This is a genomic window from Nonomuraea sp. NPDC003707, from assembly GCF_053587055.1.
In genome coordinates, this window is record NZ_JBSFNK010000066.1 from 1 (window position 1) to 16,443 (window position 16,443).

21 protein-coding genes and 2 pseudogenes are annotated in these 16,443 nt (G+C 66.7%); 5 read left to right on the plus strand and 18 right to left on the minus strand.

Annotated features, from left to right (window positions below):
* Positions 1–197: 197 nt before the first annotated feature.
* From ACWDRB_RS63580 to ACWDRB_RS63595, 4 genes are all read right to left on the minus strand, one after another.
* A complete protein-coding gene (locus ACWDRB_RS63580; RefSeq protein ID WP_449911822.1) occupies positions 198–614 on the minus strand; it encodes an SgcJ/EcaC family oxidoreductase in 417 nt (138 codons plus the stop codon).
* An 84-nt stretch (positions 615–698) separates the two neighbouring features.
* Positions 699–953 (minus strand): hypothetical protein, encoded by a 255-nt coding sequence (locus ACWDRB_RS63585; RefSeq protein WP_449911824.1) that lies wholly within the window; start codon positions 951–953, stop codon positions 699–701.
* 78 nt (positions 954–1,031) lie between these two features.
* A complete protein-coding gene (locus ACWDRB_RS63590; RefSeq protein ID WP_449911826.1) occupies positions 1,032–1,325 on the minus strand; it encodes a hypothetical protein in 294 nt (97 codons plus the stop codon).
* Positions 1,326–1,587: 262 nt separating this feature from the next.
* Positions 1,588–1,938, minus strand: coding sequence for a hypothetical protein (locus ACWDRB_RS63595; RefSeq protein ID WP_449911828.1), 351 nt, complete (start codon positions 1,936–1,938; stop codon positions 1,588–1,590).
* A gap of 66 nt (positions 1,939–2,004) precedes the next feature.
* Here ACWDRB_RS63595 and ACWDRB_RS63600 point away from each other — a divergent pair, with 66 nt between their 5' ends.
* Together ACWDRB_RS63600 and ACWDRB_RS63605 are read left to right on the plus strand one after the other, a co-directional pair.
* Complete coding sequence (locus ACWDRB_RS63600; RefSeq protein ID WP_449911830.1) at positions 2,005–2,727, plus strand: helix-turn-helix domain-containing protein; 723 nt, start codon at positions 2,005–2,007, stop codon at positions 2,725–2,727.
* Positions 2,694–3,200: a transposase gene (locus ACWDRB_RS63605; protein WP_449911896.1), complete on the plus strand. Its 507-nt coding sequence runs from the start codon at positions 2,694–2,696 to the stop codon at positions 3,198–3,200. Before ACWDRB_RS63600 ends, ACWDRB_RS63605 begins: the two co-directional genes overlap by 34 nt.
* A 66-nt stretch (positions 3,201–3,266) precedes the next feature.
* Here ACWDRB_RS63605 and ACWDRB_RS63610 read toward each other — a convergent pair whose 3' ends face one another.
* Positions 3,267–3,746: a hypothetical protein gene (locus ACWDRB_RS63610; RefSeq protein ID WP_449911832.1), complete on the minus strand. Its 480-nt coding sequence runs from the start codon at positions 3,744–3,746 to the stop codon at positions 3,267–3,269.
* 388 nt (positions 3,747–4,134) lie between these two features.
* Here ACWDRB_RS63610 and ACWDRB_RS63615 point away from each other — a divergent pair, with 388 nt between their 5' ends.
* Positions 4,135–4,503, plus strand: a complete 369-nt coding sequence (locus tag ACWDRB_RS63615) for a fibronectin type III domain-containing protein (protein WP_449911834.1) — start codon at positions 4,135–4,137, stop codon at positions 4,501–4,503.
* A 306-nt stretch (positions 4,504–4,809) separates the two neighbouring features.
* Here ACWDRB_RS63615 and ACWDRB_RS63620 read toward each other — a convergent pair whose 3' ends face one another.
* Positions 4,810–5,238 (minus strand): transposase, encoded by a 429-nt coding sequence (locus ACWDRB_RS63620; protein ID WP_449911836.1) that lies wholly within the window; start codon positions 5,236–5,238, stop codon positions 4,810–4,812.
* Between the two features lie 40 nt (positions 5,239–5,278).
* Between ACWDRB_RS63620 and ACWDRB_RS63625 the strand changes: the two genes are divergently transcribed.
* On the plus strand, positions 5,279–6,922 hold the full coding sequence (locus ACWDRB_RS63625) for a Tn3 family transposase (RefSeq protein ID WP_449911898.1): 1,644 nt from the start codon (positions 5,279–5,281) through the stop codon (positions 6,920–6,922).
* 285 nt (positions 6,923–7,207) lie between these two features.
* Here the strand turns inward: ACWDRB_RS63625 and ACWDRB_RS63630 are convergent, their stop codons facing one another.
* From ACWDRB_RS63630 to ACWDRB_RS63640, 3 genes are all read right to left on the minus strand, one after another.
* Positions 7,208–7,732 (minus strand): SDR family NAD(P)-dependent oxidoreductase, encoded by a 525-nt coding sequence (locus tag ACWDRB_RS63630; protein ID WP_449911838.1) that lies wholly within the window; start codon positions 7,730–7,732, stop codon positions 7,208–7,210.
* A gap of 107 nt (positions 7,733–7,839) precedes the next feature.
* Positions 7,840–8,466, minus strand: coding sequence for a VC0807 family protein (locus ACWDRB_RS63635; protein WP_449911840.1), 627 nt, complete (start codon positions 8,464–8,466; stop codon positions 7,840–7,842).
* A complete protein-coding gene (locus tag ACWDRB_RS63640; protein ID WP_449911842.1) occupies positions 8,463–9,101 on the minus strand; it encodes a TetR/AcrR family transcriptional regulator in 639 nt (212 codons plus the stop codon). The genes ACWDRB_RS63635 and ACWDRB_RS63640 overlap by 4 nt, the downstream gene beginning before the upstream one ends.
* A gap of 47 nt (positions 9,102–9,148) precedes the next feature.
* Here ACWDRB_RS63640 and ACWDRB_RS63645 point away from each other — a divergent pair, with 47 nt between their 5' ends.
* Complete coding sequence (locus ACWDRB_RS63645) at positions 9,149–9,388, plus strand: hypothetical protein (protein ID WP_449911844.1); 240 nt, start codon at positions 9,149–9,151, stop codon at positions 9,386–9,388.
* A 152-nt stretch (positions 9,389–9,540) separates the two neighbouring features.
* Here ACWDRB_RS63645 and ACWDRB_RS63650 read toward each other — a convergent pair whose 3' ends face one another.
* From ACWDRB_RS63650 to ACWDRB_RS63690, 9 genes and pseudogenes are all read right to left on the minus strand, one after another.
* Positions 9,541–10,260 carry a hypothetical protein gene (locus tag ACWDRB_RS63650; protein ID WP_449911846.1) on the minus strand — a complete coding sequence of 240 codons (720 nt, stop codon included), beginning with the start codon at positions 10,258–10,260 and terminating at the stop codon, positions 9,541–9,543.
* 225 nt (positions 10,261–10,485) lie between these two features.
* On the minus strand, positions 10,486–11,148 hold the full coding sequence (locus ACWDRB_RS63655; RefSeq protein ID WP_449911847.1) for a group II intron maturase-specific domain-containing protein: 663 nt from the start codon (positions 11,146–11,148) through the stop codon (positions 10,486–10,488).
* Positions 11,145–12,149, minus strand: a complete 1,005-nt coding sequence (locus tag ACWDRB_RS63660) for a reverse transcriptase domain-containing protein (RefSeq protein ID WP_449911849.1) — start codon at positions 12,147–12,149, stop codon at positions 11,145–11,147. Before ACWDRB_RS63660 ends, ACWDRB_RS63655 begins: the two co-directional genes overlap by 4 nt.
* 727 nt (positions 12,150–12,876) lie before the next feature.
* A pseudogene (locus tag ACWDRB_RS63665) lies at positions 12,877–13,773 on the minus strand (transposase domain-containing protein); the annotation flags it as partial.
* A 54-nt stretch (positions 13,774–13,827) separates the two neighbouring features.
* Positions 13,828–14,160, minus strand: a pseudogene (locus ACWDRB_RS63670) (response regulator); the annotation flags it as partial.
* A 117-nt stretch (positions 14,161–14,277) separates the two neighbouring features.
* Positions 14,278–15,027, minus strand: a complete 750-nt coding sequence (locus ACWDRB_RS63675) for a hypothetical protein (protein WP_449911851.1) — start codon at positions 15,025–15,027, stop codon at positions 14,278–14,280.
* A 271-nt stretch (positions 15,028–15,298) separates the two neighbouring features.
* The gene (locus ACWDRB_RS63680; RefSeq protein ID WP_449911853.1) at positions 15,299–15,955 is read right to left on the minus strand and encodes a DNA-binding response regulator; all 657 of its coding nucleotides are present in this window, start codon (positions 15,953–15,955) and stop codon (positions 15,299–15,301) included.
* The gene (locus ACWDRB_RS63685; protein ID WP_449911855.1) at positions 15,928–16,158 is read right to left on the minus strand and encodes a hypothetical protein; all 231 of its coding nucleotides are present in this window, start codon (positions 16,156–16,158) and stop codon (positions 15,928–15,930) included. The genes ACWDRB_RS63680 and ACWDRB_RS63685 overlap by 28 nt, the downstream gene beginning before the upstream one ends.
* The gene (locus ACWDRB_RS63690; protein ID WP_449911857.1) at positions 16,143–16,436 is read right to left on the minus strand and encodes a hypothetical protein; all 294 of its coding nucleotides are present in this window, start codon (positions 16,434–16,436) and stop codon (positions 16,143–16,145) included. The genes ACWDRB_RS63685 and ACWDRB_RS63690 overlap by 16 nt, the downstream gene beginning before the upstream one ends.
* Positions 16,437–16,443: the final 7 nt, after the last annotated feature.

Below are 16,443 nucleotides of genomic sequence, written 5' to 3' on the forward strand. Positions count from 1 at the left end.
CTTCGGCATGGCGGAACCCTCCTGCCATGAGAATCCGCCTGCTCAAGGCTCCTGGCCAGAGGCAATCCCACACCCTTTAAGGAACGCAGCACTAGCCGCGTGAAGAGACCCCGCCGGATGAGCCGGGCGGGGTCTTGATGTGCGGTTGGCAGCTTGTGTGCGTCTTGTCGCTGGAGGCGTGTCGCCGTTGAATGCGGTCAGTCGCTGCTGAGCACGCTGGTGTTCTGGCAGGCGGTCAGGCGCCACTGCCCGTCCTCCTTTGCCATGACGAACAGTGGCGTACCCACCTCCTCCGTCCCGTCGGAGTTCCGATAGACCTGGCGCACCTTCACGGCTGCGACGTCGGGACGGATGAACAGAACGTGTTCGACCTCGAACGTCACCGTCGCGCCCTGCATTCCTCCGGGAAGCACCTGGTGCGTGAACGTCGAGATCGCATCACGGCCGAAGAGACGCTTGCCATGGCCCGTCGTCCAGATCGCGTCAGCACGGAACAGAGCAACGAATTCGTCAGGGAGTTCGTTGTTCTGGAAGTGCTCAACCGCGGCCACCACCTGCTTGATCGCTTCGATGTCGGCCTGGCTCGTCTGGTCAGCAAGGTTCGTTGTGCTCATGACGATGTACGATAAAACCTTAAGCCTGCTTGAGGTCAAGAGTGTCGACTGTGCCGGGCGAGGTCTTGTTGTGCGGTCATGCTCTCAGGCGAGAAGTCCGAGGGTCTCGGGCGCTTCCCAGGCGGTCAGCTGCCGCTCGGGGTCGGTTTCCTCATGCGCGAACTTGTTGATCAGATCGGCGAGGGCTTGCCGGTCCCGCTCGGACAGATCCTGCAGGAGGACGACCACGGGCTCGAGCGCCTGCATCCTAGCGGCGGGCGTGATGGCGTCGTCGCCGAGGTCCGGCCTGATGACGACCTCGGTGAGGGCTTTGGCGAGGGTGCGTTCGAGCGGGGTCATGATGGGCTCCTTGGCTGGTCGTTGAGGGGGCGCGATGCGTCCGCGCGGCGGTTGCCCCTGACATGGGAGCGGCCCGTGTCAGCCTGCCATCGGCCCGGCGAACCGGGCTTCCAGCTCGGCGATCATCTGGGCCAGCAGGCTAGTGTTCTCGCGCCGGGCCACCTGCGGACCGACCGTGTCGAGGCCTGCGACCTTCGTGATGCACTCATCGGCGGCCTGGGCCATCGTGGCGAACTCCGTGCGCGCGGTCGAATGGGGGTTGGCGGCCTCGAAGATGGTGGCGCGGTGCATGTCCTTGACCGACGTCATCGCCGCGCGTGCGGTGGACAAAGCGTCGCGGGCGCTGAACTCGTCGCCGTGCCCGGATCGCATGTAGCGGGTGGTCCAGACCCGGCGCCGGCCAGAGTCGCGCCGGGCGGGATCGGCCGACGGCCGGAACCTTCCAGACAGTCACCCCGGTTGGCCGCGATCACGCGGACGAGCCGGACGGCCCGCCGCAGCCGGTGACCGTTGGGCATCTGGACGCCGGCGGCGATGTCGGCGTAGCTGACCTCGCGCCCGTGGTTGCAGCGCAGCCAGATCATCACGTCCGCGACGTCTTCCTTAGTGGTTGAGCCCGTAAGTCCTTCGGGGGTCAGTGGCTGAGGTAGAGATCGCAGGCGCAGTCGAGGGCTTCTTGGGGTGTGCTAGCTGACATGCCGGTGGGCAGGATCTGGTTCTCGTACTTGCCGCTGCTGGCGAGGTAGAGCCCGAATCCCCAGATGGAGGCCGATCCGCCGTAGCGGAGCCGGATGAGGGGCAGACGGTGGCCGTCAGCCAGTTCACCTTCGACATAGGCGAACTGGCCGTGGTAGCGGACATGCAAGCCTGCCAGCTGGGGCCAGCGGTCGCGGGCGTGCTGGCGCAATCGCTGGGCCAGAGAGGTCTTGGTTGACTCCGGGATGGCGGGCATGAGCCCTATCTTGCCGTCCGGCGTGTCGATCACACCCCAGAAGACGGTGGTAGGAGCACACTTGTGGACCCCTGAAGAAGATCATGGAAAGCGTTCCGCGTGCCCGTCCCCCGCGCCCGCCAGATCATCGTGACCGCCGCCGAGCGGCGGCAGCTCAAGAAACTGGCCCACTCACACACTGCCCCTTACCAGCAGGTCGTCCGTATCCGGATCGTGCTGGACGCCGCGCACGGCTACTCCAACGCCCGTATCGCCCTGCGACAGCGCATCCACCTGGATACCGTCCGCCGGTGGCGTGGCCGCTATGCCGACCAGGGCATCGACGGGCTCAAGGATCGGCCCCGCAGCGGCCGGCCGCCCCGATTCACCCCTATCCAGCGGGCCGAGGTCAAGGCGCTGGCCTGCCAGCTGCCGGCCGAGACCGGAGTGCCGCTGTCACGCTGGAGCAGCACCGACCTGGCCCGCGAAGCAGTCGGCCGGGGCATCACCGAAGCGATGTCCGCCTCGACCGTCCGCCGGATCCTGGCCGCCGACGTGCTCAAGCCCTGGCAGTACGTCTCATGGGTATTCATCCGCGACCCCGACTTCGCCACCAAGGCCGCCCGCGTGCTCGACCTCTATCAGCGCATCTGGGGCGGACAGCCCCTTGCCGCCAACGAGTACGTGATCTCCTCCGATGAGAAAACCTCGATCCAGGCCCGTTGCCGCTGCCATCCCACCCTGCCACCCGGCATCGCCCGCCGGATGCGATCAACCACGAATACGACCGGCGCGGGTCGCTGGCCTACCTGGCCGCCTACGACGTCCACCACGCGCGCGTGATCGGACATTGCGCGGCCAAGACCGGCATCGTCCCGTTCATGACCCTCGTCGAGAAGGTCATGACCGCCGAACCCTACGCCTCCGCCAAGCGAGTGTTTTGGGTGGTCGACAACGGGTCCTCCCACCGCGGCAAGGCAGCCGCCGATCGGCTCACCGCCCAGTTCCCCAACACGGTGATGGTCCACACCCCCGTGCACGCGTCCTGGCTCAACCAGATCGAGATCTTCTTTTCCATCGTGCAGCGCAAGGTTGTCACACCCAACGACTTCACCGGCCTTGACCAGGTCGAAGACCGACTGACCGCCTTCGAGCGTCGTTACAACGAGACCGCCCGGCCCTTCGGATGGAAGTTCACCCCGGCCGACCTCGAGGACCTGATGGCCCGGATCGAGCGACACGAACAGAAGGAGCGCCACTTCCAGCAACCCACCGGCTGCGTTCACCAGCCTGTCGCACTACCGGTAGTCGCGTGAACCCTCGAATGACTTACGAGCCGGACCACTTAGCCTGCGTGAAGCCCGTCGCCTCGCGTCGTCGGCTCATAGCAGCCCGCCGTTGTTGTCCAGGAACTTCGCCAGCGCGGCGTCGTCCAGGGCTGAGCCGGTGGCCAGGTCCCGGACGGCGGTGATGGCCGCCTCGGCGCCGTCGCAGAGCTCGACGATGGCATGAGCACGATCGGTGGTGAACCGGATCTGCTGCTTGTGCAGCAGACACAGCGCCCGCGAGGCGGCCATGCGGATCTCGGCCATGGCGTGGAAGACGTCCATGGATGCGTCGGCCTCGGTCCCATCACGGGCTGCGCGGGCCTGGGCGGCCAGCGCCTCCCGCTTGCGGCGCAGGTTGTCGTCGTAATCGCGCTGCCGCTGGCTGATGACCTCGGCGGCGGCGGTCCGGTCGGCCGCATCGGCGGCGGCCTGGCGGCCGCGCCATGGAGTTTCGTGGCGTAGACCATTGCGATCTCGAACCAGTTCGTTGGGGCGATGGCGCGACATGTAATAGCCCGCCGCGGCCGCACGCAACAGACTGGCGCTGAGAGGGGAATCGGTGCCCAGAGGAGTAGCGTCGATAGCCGCGTTCAGGACTGCCGCGGCCTACGTCGGCGGCCTTCCGCTGGTCCGTCAACTGGGGCGCCGCGGCAACCACCTGGGTCAGTCCATGATCGCTGGATCGCAGGGGCAAGGCCAGGGCGCTGCCCGACAGACCGGCGCCAGCGCCACGACAGCATGCGTCGCTATGTTGACCATTATGAAATTCAGATCATCCCCCACAGCTCGCGACATGGCGGCTGTCACTCGAGGCCTTGGCGTTGCAGCGCCACTCGTGCCCGCCAGAACGAAGCCAAGCGCGCAGGTGCGCCCCGAAGAGCAGGCGATCACAATAGAATCGCTTAATAGATCACGAGTCCGTTTGCTGATGTTCATCAAGTCAGCGGCCATCGCCGCCATGATAAGCGCCGGCGCCGCTGCACCTGCAGCGGCCGCCACGGACGTTACGCCGCCCACGGTCCCGCAGAATGCTCATGTCTCAGCTATGTACCGCGGGCAGCCCGTCATCAGCTGGGATCCGTCGACGGACGACTCCGGTTCTATCGCGCACTATTGGGTGCTGGTGGACGGCCATCAGCGCGCCAGACCGCAGACGACGACCTACAAGATCGACACATTAGTCCAACTGGACCGGATCACACCCGGCCCGCATGTTATCACGATTCAGGCGGTGGATCCGTCGCTGAACCGCTCCGCACCGAGCAATTCCGTTCCCATCGTCGTTTCCTGATACCGTTCGAGAAGCTGCGAACCGCGATGAATTCACGTGGATCGGTGCGGTCGAGGCCGTCAATGGTGAGGTAACACTGGAACGGGCCGCACCCGGTGAGAGGGCCTTCGGGGAGACCGGTTTCGAGGGCTTTGCAGATCTTGACCCTGTCGTCGCTGGTCATGGAGTGTCGTCCGAGCCAGTCCGGCCAGCCGTCGGGCCGGACAGGCACGGTATGAGTGCCTCGGCCTTGAGTGACGTGATTCTGCGCGACGGGGCTGGCGGGTGTGGTGTCGTCTGGGATGGTGGTCATCTCGCCCAAGCTTGCTAGTGTTCCTCGCCTTTAATGCGACGCAGAAGTAACTCCAGGGATGCGAGGATCTCTTCGGCCGTTTTGACCCAGACGAACGGCTTGGGATCCTCGTTCCAGATGTCCACCCACGCCAGGATGTCCTTCTCCAATGCGGTGACGCTGGTGTGAACGCCCCGCCGGATGAGCTTGTCGGTGATCAGGGCGAACCAGCGTTCTACCTGATTCAGCCAGGAGGCGCTGGTCGGAGTGAAGCGCACATGAAAACGGGGATGGTCGGCCAGCCACGTCTGGACGGCTGGGGTTTTGTGCGTGCCGTAGTTGTCACACACGGTGTGCACGTGCAGGTGAGCGCTTCCCGGCCGGGGCCGACAGATCCCGTTGAGGACCCCAGGGTCAGTCAGTCGGTGGGTCAAACCCTGGCGGGAAGCGCTCATCTCCATCATCACTGTCAGTCGGCGCAGCGAGTTCGACCGGTTGAAGAACGTGGCTCAGGCGGCGTCGCTGGGCAAGTTCAAGGAGCGGCTGGCGCTGCTGGGCGATATCGACGCGACCGGGCCGACTGCAAGATGGCTGGAGGGTGTGCCGCCGGGGAAGGTCACGCATTTCGCCGGGGAGGCGCGGGTCACCGACGCAGCCGACACGCGCAAGGTGAGCGAGGACAAGCTGCTCACGCTGCTGGTGAGCTTCGCCCACATGGTCGCTACCGGGGTCCGCGATGACGTGGTGACCATGTTCTGCAAGCGCATGGCGGCCATCCACAAGAGGGGCCGCGATCACCTGGACGCGCTGCGGGAAGCCAATCGGGCCGAGTCCGAGCGCCTGCTCAGAGTGTTCGGCGATGTGCTGCCGGCGGTGCGTGACACCCTGGCTCCGGGAGAAACCGGCGCCCCAGCGGCCGGCGAAGCCTCACCGGAGTCGGCCGCGGCGACGGCGGCGCATGAAACGGCGGAGTGGGCCGGGCATCTGGTGCTGAAGACGTTGGAGCGGGCCGGCAGTGTGGAGGCGCTGGCCGGTGCGCATGAGGCAATCTCGGCGCACCATGGCAACAACTACCTGCCGCTGCTGGAGCGGCATTACGGCTCCCATCGCGCAGCGCTATTCACCCTCTTGGATGCGATCGAACTGGAGGCCACCACGGCCGAGCGCAGCGTGCTGGATGCGGTGGAGTTTCTGCGCGCCTTGCGCAGCGCCAAGGCCGTGATCGTCCCCGAAGAGCTCACGGTGAAGCGGCCCGGCCCTGAGAGTGATCCGGCTACTGTGACAGTGACGATCGACGTGGACGCCTTCGCCGCAGGGCAGTGGCGCAAGATCCTCCGGGATTCCAAGCGGCCCGGGATGCTGGTGCGCCACCATCTGGAGGTATGCGTGTTCTCCTATCTGGCGGCCGAGCTGCGCAGCGGCGATATCGCGGTGGCCGGATCGGACTCCTTCGCCAACCTGCACGATCAGCTCATGTCCTGGGACGGGTGTCGGCCGCTGGTGCCGACGTTCTGTGCTCAGGCGGGTATCCCGGCCAAGGCGAGCGCGCTGACCACCCACTACCTCGACAAGCTGGCCGCCTTCGCCGCGGCGGTGGACGCAGGCTACCCGGGCAACACCGACCTGCTGCTGGAGGGCGGCTGGCCGGTGATGCGCCGCCGTAAGGGCGCCGACCGGTGGCCCGAGGCGCTGGAGCTGGAGGCCGCCATCCATGACCGACTGCCCCAGCGTGCGCTGCTGGACATCCTCACCCGCACTGCCTACCTGCTGGGCTGGCACCGCCACTTCGGGCCCGCCTCCGGCTCCGACCCGAAGATCCGCAACACGACGGCCCGGTATGTGCTGACCGCGTTCGCGCACGGGACGCTGCTGGGCCCGTCCCAGGTCGCGGCGCACATGCGCGGCACGGTCAGCGTGCACGAGCTGTCGCTGGCAGGCAACAAGTCTACCACCGCCACCAAACTGGACCCTCGATCTGACACCACCCGAGCAGACCCCGGTAACCCGGCTCGACCTCGAGCTCCGTGTGCTGTTCGCGACCTGACCGCAGGGGATGAGCGCATGCGCCCCCACAACTCACTCGAACTCGACACGAGACCTCCAACGGGTGGGCCGTCGGGAAGGATCGGACCGGATTTGGCGCTATGAGGGGGCCCAAACGGTTTGTCGGAGCAGCCCTGATCAGTGCCGTCGTCGGAGGGGAGCAAGGTGCTCGGTAGGCCCTCGAGATCATCCACCGTGACGGCTCCCCATCAAACGCACCAGACCCCCCTTGACGACGCGGATCTATCGGCGCTGTTGGCCGGTGTGGTCAGTTTGAAGATCGAAAATCTCGCATGCTCAGCATGATGTGCGGGAATTGAACCGGTATGGGGGGTTGGTCCGCCTGTATGTTCCACGCTTCTCCCGTCCTCCCGGAGCCGAGGATGCGTTCTACTGCCGCGGCGACGTGGTCGGGTTCGGCGATAGCGATGCCGTGCCCCGTGAGCGTGCCGCGGTGGGCGGCGACGAGACGGGTGTCAGTGAACCCCGGGCACAGTGCGTTGACGAGTGCGTTGACGGTGACTCCATCGGGCTGCAGGAGCATGCCAGCGAGCGGGTGAGACCGATCAGCGCGTGCTTGGCCGTCGCGTAGTACAGGTCGGGAGACGCCGTGACACCCGCGAGGCTCGACGTGATCAAGATGGCGCCGCCGCCTTGGCGCAGATTGGGTATTGCGGCGTTCGCACCGTAGACGGGGTCGTCGAGGTTGACACGCATCGCGCGGTGATACTTCTCAGCATCGAAGTCGTCGCCGAGGCCCTGCCCGCCGGGGACACCGGCGTTGAGACAGACTGTGTCGAGCCGGCCGAAGCGGTTCGCGACCTCGGCGACGGCGGCCTGGTTGTCCTCCAGGACGGCGACGTCGGCCTGGACAAAGTGGCAGCCGGTCTGGGCGGCCAGGTCGGAGTCCCTCACCACGGTCGACGTCGGCCACCGCAACCTGGTGGCCCGCAGCGGTGAAGCGGCGGACCATCGCCGCGCCGATGCCGTGGGCCCCGCCGGTGACCAGGATCACGCGCGGGTCAGCCATGGTTCCTCATCAGGGCCAGGGCGCCGCTGCGCCTGCCGTGCACCATCACAACGCCCTGGGCGAGCGCGATCAGGACGATCAGCGCCCCGGTGCCCGCCGCGGGCACGCTGTCCACGGTGAGGGTGTAGGCGAACACCACCCGGATCACCGCGTCGAGCAGGAACGCCGCCCCCCACGCGAGGCTGGCCAGCATCACCCAGCGGCGGAACACCCGGTTGCCGGCCCACAGCGATTCGACCCGCCGTGCGACACCGGCGGGGCTGACCTTCCCGGCCACGTCCAGCAGGAACGGCCGCCCGGTGGCCAGCGAGCCGAGGATCCACAGCCCGACCGCCCCGGTCAGCCAGCTCTCGCGGGCCAGCAGCGCGCGAGCATCGCCGGTGACGAACGCGACCAGCAACGACAACGCCATGCTGACGATGACGAACACGGCGGTCGCGTCGAGGCGGCGCTGCCTGGCCCACGTCCAGCCGATCCCGGCCGCGGGCGCGAGGGCGGCCAGCAGCAGCGCCAGCCACTGGTTCACCCCGGCGCCGCGCGCCAGGTAGAACACGGCCAGCGGGATGACGACGTCCAACGCCAGCGCGAGCACCGCGCCCGAGCGCCGCTCACCGGTCACCGCCGTGCCTCCTTCGTGGTCGCGTGCCGAAACAGCGACACCAGGTCCCGCGCGTAGGCGTCGAGATCGAGGTCCGGGATGACGCTGAGCTGCGGGCCGATGACGTCGATGGCCGCGCGGACGGTCATGGCCATGGTGCGCGTACTGAAGTCGCGGAAATCGCCGGCGCGCTGGCCGCGTTCGAGGATCTCCTGCAACGGTGCCAGGCTCGTGCCATACACGGACGCGTCGTGCGGCAACCGGGTCCGGCCGTCTTCGTCGGTGAAGTTCATCGCGATCTCGGTCAGCACCCGCACCTGTTTGCGGTGGGTGTCTATGTAGGCGACGTTGGCCTCGATGTAGGTCTGCAGCTCCGCTGCCGCGCTCTGCCCGCTTGTTGTCCGCACTGCCATGAACTCGGCGCCCTGCCGCAGGACCGAGGCGAACACCTCGTGGATGAGCTCCTCACGGCTGGTGAAGTGGTAGAAGATCGTCGTCTTGGTGACGCCTGCTCGTTTGGCGACCTCCGCCAGCGACGCCTTGGGCAACCCGAGCTCGGCGATGGCATCGATGGCGCACTCCACCAGTTGCGCGCGGCGCGCGATGTCGATGAACGTCCGCCCCGACTTACCGATCGGTATTTTTTCTGACCGCACGGTAATCACCGTAGCACGCCACCTCGCGGCAGCGACGGGCCGGCTCGTTGCTCGGCGCGCAGCAGGCGCTGGCGGCGGCGGACCACTACCGGACGGCGCTGGCGTGCGAACTCGTGGCCGCCGTGCGTGCGTTGCGGCTGCGCGGGATGCGCTTGGACGATCATTTCGACGATCTCGAGCAGGAGACGACCGACCGCGACCTCACCGCCGACATCGCCGCGGCAGCGCGCCTGCTGCCGAAGCTCGCCGAGCACCCGCGCGAGATGAGCCTCGTGACGTCTCGGTAGCCGTCGGCTTGTCAGCCCGCCCTCATGGCCGTCCCACTCGGGTTCGCACGACCAGCCCAAAGTGACTCTCTGTAATCGCCTCATGGATTGCGTTTCCAGGAGCCGTTCGGGCTTGTTTCATAAGCGGCCGCCCAAGACCGCGAAGTTAACGATCACGGGGCCGTGTCCAGAGCGGTTGAGTGCGCGATCCGGTAGATGCCCGGAGCAGTCTTGGTGAGTCTGCCCCGACGGGCCCAGGCGGACATCTGGACGTAGAAACTGTGGAGGCTCTGCTTACCGGTGATACCGAGGGCGGCGGCGATGTCCTGGGCTCGTCGTGGGCGTTCCGGAGTCTGCTGCAGGATGGCCTGGGCTTTCTGCCAGCGGCTTTGAGCGGGTGTGGCGCCTTTGGCCTGGTCGGTAGGTCGGGATTGGCGGTGCCGCTGAACTGGTGAGGCGGGCTGGGGCTTCTTCTGCGGGTCAGCTGAGGGCTTGGGCTGCTGGATGGCGACTTCCACGGAGGCGATGTCAGTGCTGGTCACTGGCCTGTTGTCGTCAGCTCGGCGGTTCCATGTGCCGTAGCGGGAAACGCTGGCTTTGACGATCCGGGCGCTGAAGCGCGCTCGTCGTGGTGGGAGTAGGTCGGCCAGGACGGCTGTGGCAATGTGCCCGATCGAGCCACCTTCGCCGCCTGTGACGGGCATGACGATGCCGGTAGCGGTGGTGACAGTGACCCGGGCGGCTTCGAGCGCGATGGTGAAGGACGCACGGTCGGGATCAGCACCGGAGCGCGTCTCCACGGCGGTGACCATGGCGTGCCGGAGCGCCTGGTAGAGCGTAAGCAGGGCCCATACCTCCTGCTCGATGCCGACGGGGTCCTTAGAGCGCAGCACCCGGCCACGAAGGAGCGTGTGGCGCAGCGCGAAGAAGGCCGACTCGATCTATCGGGTAAGGCCAGCGGGTTACCCCGCTGGCCTCCCCTCAGCACTGCCCGTGCGGCTTTCACCGCGGGTCAGCGCAAGCAAGCCGCGCGGGCGGCGTGGGATGTGCTAGCTGTGCGGCTGCGCTGGCGAGCGAGGAGTTCGCGCTGGCAGGCCGCGTGGACGAGGCGGGTTTGGTCACCGTCTGGTGAGCTGGGCCGTCCATGGTGGGTGAGGTAGTCGGCGTTGATCGCCCTTCGGACGATGTGCAGCCACCACCGTTCCCATTCGTGGGGGGGACTGCGGCGGTTGATCGGCGGTCAGCAGCGGTCCCTGGCAGATCGGGCAGCGGCCGTCCTGCTTGGCGAGCAGGCGGAGTGTGTAGCTGTCCAGCGGGGGTGTGACACGTCGTCGCCGGTTGGCCCAGTACTCGGCCAGGGCGGGGTCGTCTGGGGATGCCGCGCCCTTGACCATGGTGTGTCGGACGATGCCGGTCCAGGAGGGTTTCGCCAGGTAGATGCCGCTGGCGGCGTCACCGAACACCCAGCGATCGTTCCTGAACTTGTTGTATTTGCCGAAGTAGCGGGCCACGATCCATTTCTTCGGCTTGCTGGCGTGCCGGAAGGTCGCCCATTTGTAGCAGAGGACCCACAGATAGTTGTCCAGGCTGGAGAAGGTGCCGGACGAGACCACGCCTCGGTAGTAGGCCGTCCAACCCCGGGTGATGGGGTTGATCCTGGCGATGACCGCCGCCGCGTTTGCCCCGCGCAGCGCGCGGAACTCGACACGGAGCCGTTCTCGGATCCGCTGGATGGCCGCTTTCGACGGTTTGATCAGCAGCGTGCCGTTGTATCGCCTCACGCTGAAACCCAAAAATCGTACCCATCGTCGATGTGCACTATTCTGGTCTTTTCCTCGTTGAAGGTCAGCCCTCTTGGGGTCAGCCATTCGGCGATCTGGGTTTTGACCTGTTCGGCTTGCCGCTGGCTGTGGCAGAGCGCGACCAGGTCATCCGCATAGCGGATAACCGTCGGTGAGCCCGGCTTAACATGTCCCGCCTTGTGATGGTCGGTGGGATAGTATCGGACTCCAGCGGCTGTTTCCAGTCCGTGCAGTGCGACATTCAGTAGGAGCGGGCTTATAACGCCGCCTTGTGGGGTTCCCTCAACGGTCGGCGTGAACCCTTTCCCCGCCTCCATCACTCCGGATTTAAGCCATTCCCGGATCAGATCCTTGGCAGGGAACGATCCGATTGCTTCAAGGAGCCGGGTGTGGTCGATCTTGTCGAATGCCGCCGCCAGGTCCGCGTCCAGAGCCCAGACCCGCTTGGTCTTTGCAGAGCAGCAGGTTTGGAAAATCGCCCCGATCGCGTCATGGCAGCTTCGCCCCGGCCTGAACCCGTATGATTTGGGTTCGAACCGGGATTCCCATTCGGGTTCCAGCGCGTTGCGGACCCTACCTTGGTGGCAGCGATCCGCGATCACTGGAATTCCGAGCGGTCTCAGCTTCGCACGGTTTCCCGCCTTGGGTATATAAACCCGCCTTACCGGCCGAGGCCGCCAGGTTGGCGCATCTTGGTGCACCCGCACCGCCAACTCCATCCTGGCCCGAGGGGTCAAAGCGACCTCTCCGTCGACCCCGGCGGTCTTGCGTCCAGCGTTCAACTGCGTCGCCTGCCGCACGCTGACCAGCGTGTTGCTCCAACTCCGCAGCATGAGTTTCTGCAGGTTCCTGACCGTGGCCAGAGAACCCTCCCGCGCCGCCTTGAAGATCCGCTGCCGTAGCCGCCGTACGTTCTCCTCATGCAGACGCCAGTCAATGGCGTCCCAGTCGAGGGGCGCGTCCTTGGGTCCGTTCACCATCGGTGCCTAACTTGCCCTTCGGTTCCGGTGCTTTCGGCTGCCTGCTCTTCAAAGGCTCACCTGCCCACGTCTGCGCCTCTTTCAAGGCCCGGGCACCAGTCCCGGTATCCGGCCAGTTATCCAGCGGCGGCGGCTTGGAGGTGCCGCCATGACGCCCCTGGCTTCCTGTTGACTTTCGTCCACCACTATCAGGATCACTCGATGGTGGTGATGCCGTTGTCGGCATGACCGGCATTCGCTTCTTGGGCATCTTGTTCCCGGCAGAGAATTCCGCCTCCCTTACGGTTGGCCTACCTTTCCGCCCCCAGGTGGTTGGGACTCTGCCGGGGTTTCCGTGTTCCGCACGTGTGAGATGCGGCCGGGGTGGGTGCCTCCTATACTCCGGGGCGGTGGTGTCCTCCCGACCGGCGTTGGGTCTCCGGTCGGCACCTGCCGTTTCGCAACGGCCAGCCCTGTCATCCGCCTCCTGCATTCCACCGGCGGAAGCCACTATTACGAAGCATGCAGAGATTCACATACGTTCACCCGTCCGGCCTTTCTCCTCGCCCGCCGCCACTGGATGGAACAGCAGCAGCTTCGGCTTTTACCCCGGGCTCCACACCCCACGGTTACCCGCGACGCATGCCGGGGCGGAGACGGTCCTGCGGACACTGGACCGGGTCACGTCTTCATGATGAAACCTCCAAACAACGCGACCACTCACAACGTGCGACTTTCACGTCGCACCCCAGCGTTCGTGATAGAGCTGTACGAGCGCGGCGGCGGGATCCGCGCGGTGGTCGGTCAGCGTGGTGAGCAGCCGATACAGGCCCGTGGTTGTACTCCCGTCGGATCCGGTCACCGTGATCTCGGCCTCGATCACCCGGAGTCGGAGCCCATCGATCCGGGTGAGATAGGAGCCGTCGCTCAGCATGGCCAGCACGGGCAGGCGTCGCCGGGATCGGCAGCGGGCCAGGAACTGGCACCCGGTGCCGGCCACGGCTTGCAGGAAGTAGTTGCTGTCGAAGCCGCGGTCGGCCAGCAGCAGCATGTCGCGGTTGAGCAGGTGCAGCAGCCGGGAGGCGTAGGCGGTCTCGTGGGTATTGGGTGGGCCGAAGGTCGCTCCCAGCATGCCCCGGGTGCCGGTCTCCATCAGTGCCATCAGCGTCAGCGTGGGGTAGCCAGCCGGGCCCACCCTGTTGCGGAGCTTGCCGAGCCAGCCGCGGTTACGTTCGTGGTCGGGGACCTTTAACGAGCCGCACCCGTCCATGGCGACGGTCCGCCATCGCCGGTATCGAGTCCCAGATGTGAACGGATGCGCCAGAGGGACCGCCAGCGTCTCGAACAGCACCTTCAGCGGGGCCGCACCGATCCGGCGTCGCAGGTCCCGCAGGGCCTTCTCCGACGGGATCACCACCGCCAGACCGGCCAGGCCACAGATCAGCTTCTGCCACACCAAGCGGGCACCTACCTGTCCGAACAGTCCCAGCGCAAGAACGAAGTAGACCCCGACCCGGGACGGCAGAACCCGCAGACGGCGCTCAGTCCGACCGGTCTCAGCCAGAACGGAATCGACGAGCTCGAACGGGATCACCTGGGTCAACTCACCCAGATGCCCTGGGGCGAAGACACCGCCAGCAACCATGACGGGACGAGTGAGGGTGACGACGGACTGACCGCGCAACGCTACCTCGGCTCTCAGCCGCGCCGGCGGGGTGTCCTTGAGCAGAAACCCTGCCGCGCCGGCACGCAGCGCGAGATAGACGTGGCCGCGCGGATCGCCGCCGCCCATGAGCAGGACCTTGGGCGCGGGCTCCTGGGCCAGGCCGAGGACCCGTTCGACGATGGCGACGGCGTCGGCGCCGGGGATGCTCAGGAGGACAACGTCGGGCCTGGTGGCCAGCGCGAGCGACAGAGCCTCCTCACCCGTGCCGGCCTCACCGGCGACGTCCAGCCCGGGGACCGTGCGGATCAGCGCCGCCATGCCCGCGCGGCCGAGCGCCTGATCGTCGACTACCAACACTCTGATCATCCGCGTCTCCACCTGCACGCGCGCGGCGCCGCTCGCGGAATTGCGGCATCTGGTCGGTCTCGGTGACGCCGGGATCGCCCGGCCACCGTAGGCGATCCCGGCGTCGCGGCGGGAGCGCTAGTTCACCGACCAGAGGGGCCTGTTATCCTTGGAGTAGATCACGACGTTCCCCTGGTTCTGCACCGCCAAGTAGGCACCGGGGCTGCCCGCGGTCTTGGTGGTCCACACGCCTCTGTTCGACGAGGTGTAGATCACCAGATTGCCTTCCTTCTGCATGGCGGCGTAGGCGCCCGGCTGGTCGGCTGTCGGGGTCGTCCACAGGCCCTTGTGAGCCCGGCTGTAGAGGACGAGGTTGCCTTCCTTCTGCATGAGCAGCCTGTACGCGCCGTTCCGTGATTGGACCCACTGTCCGCTCTTGAGCGTGTGACCGGACGGGAGCGACCCGACGTAGGCGTGCCGCGACCACAGGAACTCGTTGCTTGCTGAGTAGATGACGAGGTTGCCGTCGTCCTGCACCTCGAGGTGAGCGCCGGGGTTGCCGGCGGTGTTGGTTCCCCACAGCGGCTGGTTCGACGCGTTGTAGATGACGAGGTTGCCCTCGCGTTGCATGGTCGCGTACGCGGTGGTGCCTGACGTGGGCGTCCCCCAGAGGGCCTCGTTGCCGGGGCCGTACAGGACGAGGTTGCCCTGGACCTGCTGGATCAGCTTGTATTGGCCGTTCTCGGACTTCACCGACTCATTCGGCTTGAGAATCTCACCGGCGGTCAGCTTGTCGTCCGTCTTGTCTGCGGTGCCCGCGTGAGCCGTGGTCGACAGCGGCAGCGCCAGCGCCGCCGCGAGGATCGCACACGCACCTGCCCCGCGCACGGTCGCCCGTTTGAGTGAACGCCTTCGAACTCGCCTCACGTCACAAACTCCGAATCTTCTTGTGATTGTCTGTTTCGACTCCGTCACCGTCCGATGCGCTCGGCACTCGGCGGCATCGACCGGGCGCGTACGCGCCGGTGAACGGCGGACCGCCGGACGGCTCGAAAGGAGCGCGCCAAGGCCGCCTCGGTGACGTGACGGTCACCCTAGGGAAACGGACCTGTTTGGAGTGACGGTCGTTCGACCCGCAATGCATACCGTGATCACGCGATCACAAGTCGTCCACGTCGATCAGCCCGTCCTGGATCGCCCGCGCGACCAGGTTCGCCTTGGTCCGGGCCTCCCGCCCCACGTTCGCGTACTTGATCCGGACCCGGTCAAGATAAGAGCTGACCGTCCGCGGCGTGATGCCGAGTTTCCGCGCGACGAGTTCCTTCGACTCGCACTGGAACCACTCGATCAGCACCTCCTCCTCCCGCAGAGAGAGATTCGGCCGATCGGGCTCGGTGTCCGCGCCGAACGCCCCGGCCAGCGCCGGCGGCGTGTACGGCAGGTCGTGCGCGGCCGCGACCGTGGCCGCGGTCAGGTGCTCCTCTCCCGCGGCTTTGGTGAGGAAGGTGAAGGCCCCGAGGTCCATGCAGGTCAGCGCGGTCTTCTCGTCGTCGCGCATGGTGTAGACAATGACCTGCCGGCCCGCGTCGACCAGCCGTCGCAGATCGTCGTAGGCGGGCGGGCGGCCGCCCAGTTGCAGGTCGAGCACGACGACCGCGGCCGCGTCACCTGGCGGCGCCCACGCGGTCTGCACGGTGGCGCCGGAGGCCACGACCTTGATCGGCAGCTCCGCCGTCGAGTACCAGTACTTCATCCCGGCCAGGACCACCGGATGGTCGTCGATCAGCGTCACCGTGATGGCGTCCCCTGTAACCACACCGCCTCCACCCACAGTCGATTGACCGCGACCACACCTTGCACCTCCACCTGCCGCGATGCGAACTCCAGGCGCGGTGGCCCCGGCCCGTCGCCGAGGGCGCTGACCCGGACCCGGTCGGGCGTGCGGACCACCGTGACCCGGGTGCTGGACGCCGCCGCGGCCAGCACGATCCACACCGGGTCGATCAGCTCCCGCCGCACGTCCTTGGGAAGTTCGCACGGCTCGCCCCGCGCCGCGAACTGGAGTAGCCGGTGAACAGGAAAGCCAGGTCGATGACGGCGCGCAGCACGGCCAGCCCGTGCAGCTTGGCGGCGTCGCTGAGCTTGGCGTGCAGGAGGCCGAACAGAACGAGCTGGACGGTCTTCTGCTCCAGCGCGTCGGGATACATGATCAGGTTGCGCAGCCGTTCCTGCGCCAGCAGAACCTCCGGGTTGGCCTGCGCCGAGGCGGCGAAGCGCTGCTGCACGCGCGGCGGCACGAAGCCG

Coding starts and splice junctions, on each gene's coding strand:
- ACWDRB_RS63580 (WP_449911822.1), bottom strand. CDS start 614: ATGAGCACAACGAACCTTGCTGACCAGACGAGCCAGGCCGACATCGAA.
- ACWDRB_RS63660 (WP_449911849.1), bottom strand. CDS start 12,149: ATGGTGAACGGACCCAAGGACGCGCCCCTCGACTGGGACGCCATTGAC.
- ACWDRB_RS63620 (WP_449911836.1), bottom strand. CDS start 5,238: ATGATGGAGATGAGCGCTTCCCGCCAGGGTTTGACCCACCGACTGACT.
- ACWDRB_RS63585 (WP_449911824.1), bottom strand. CDS start 953: ATGACCCCGCTCGAACGCACCCTCGCCAAAGCCCTCACCGAGGTCGTC.
- ACWDRB_RS63590 (WP_449911826.1), bottom strand. CDS start 1,325: ATGCGATCCGGGCACGGCGACGAGTTCAGCGCCCGCGACGCTTTGTCC.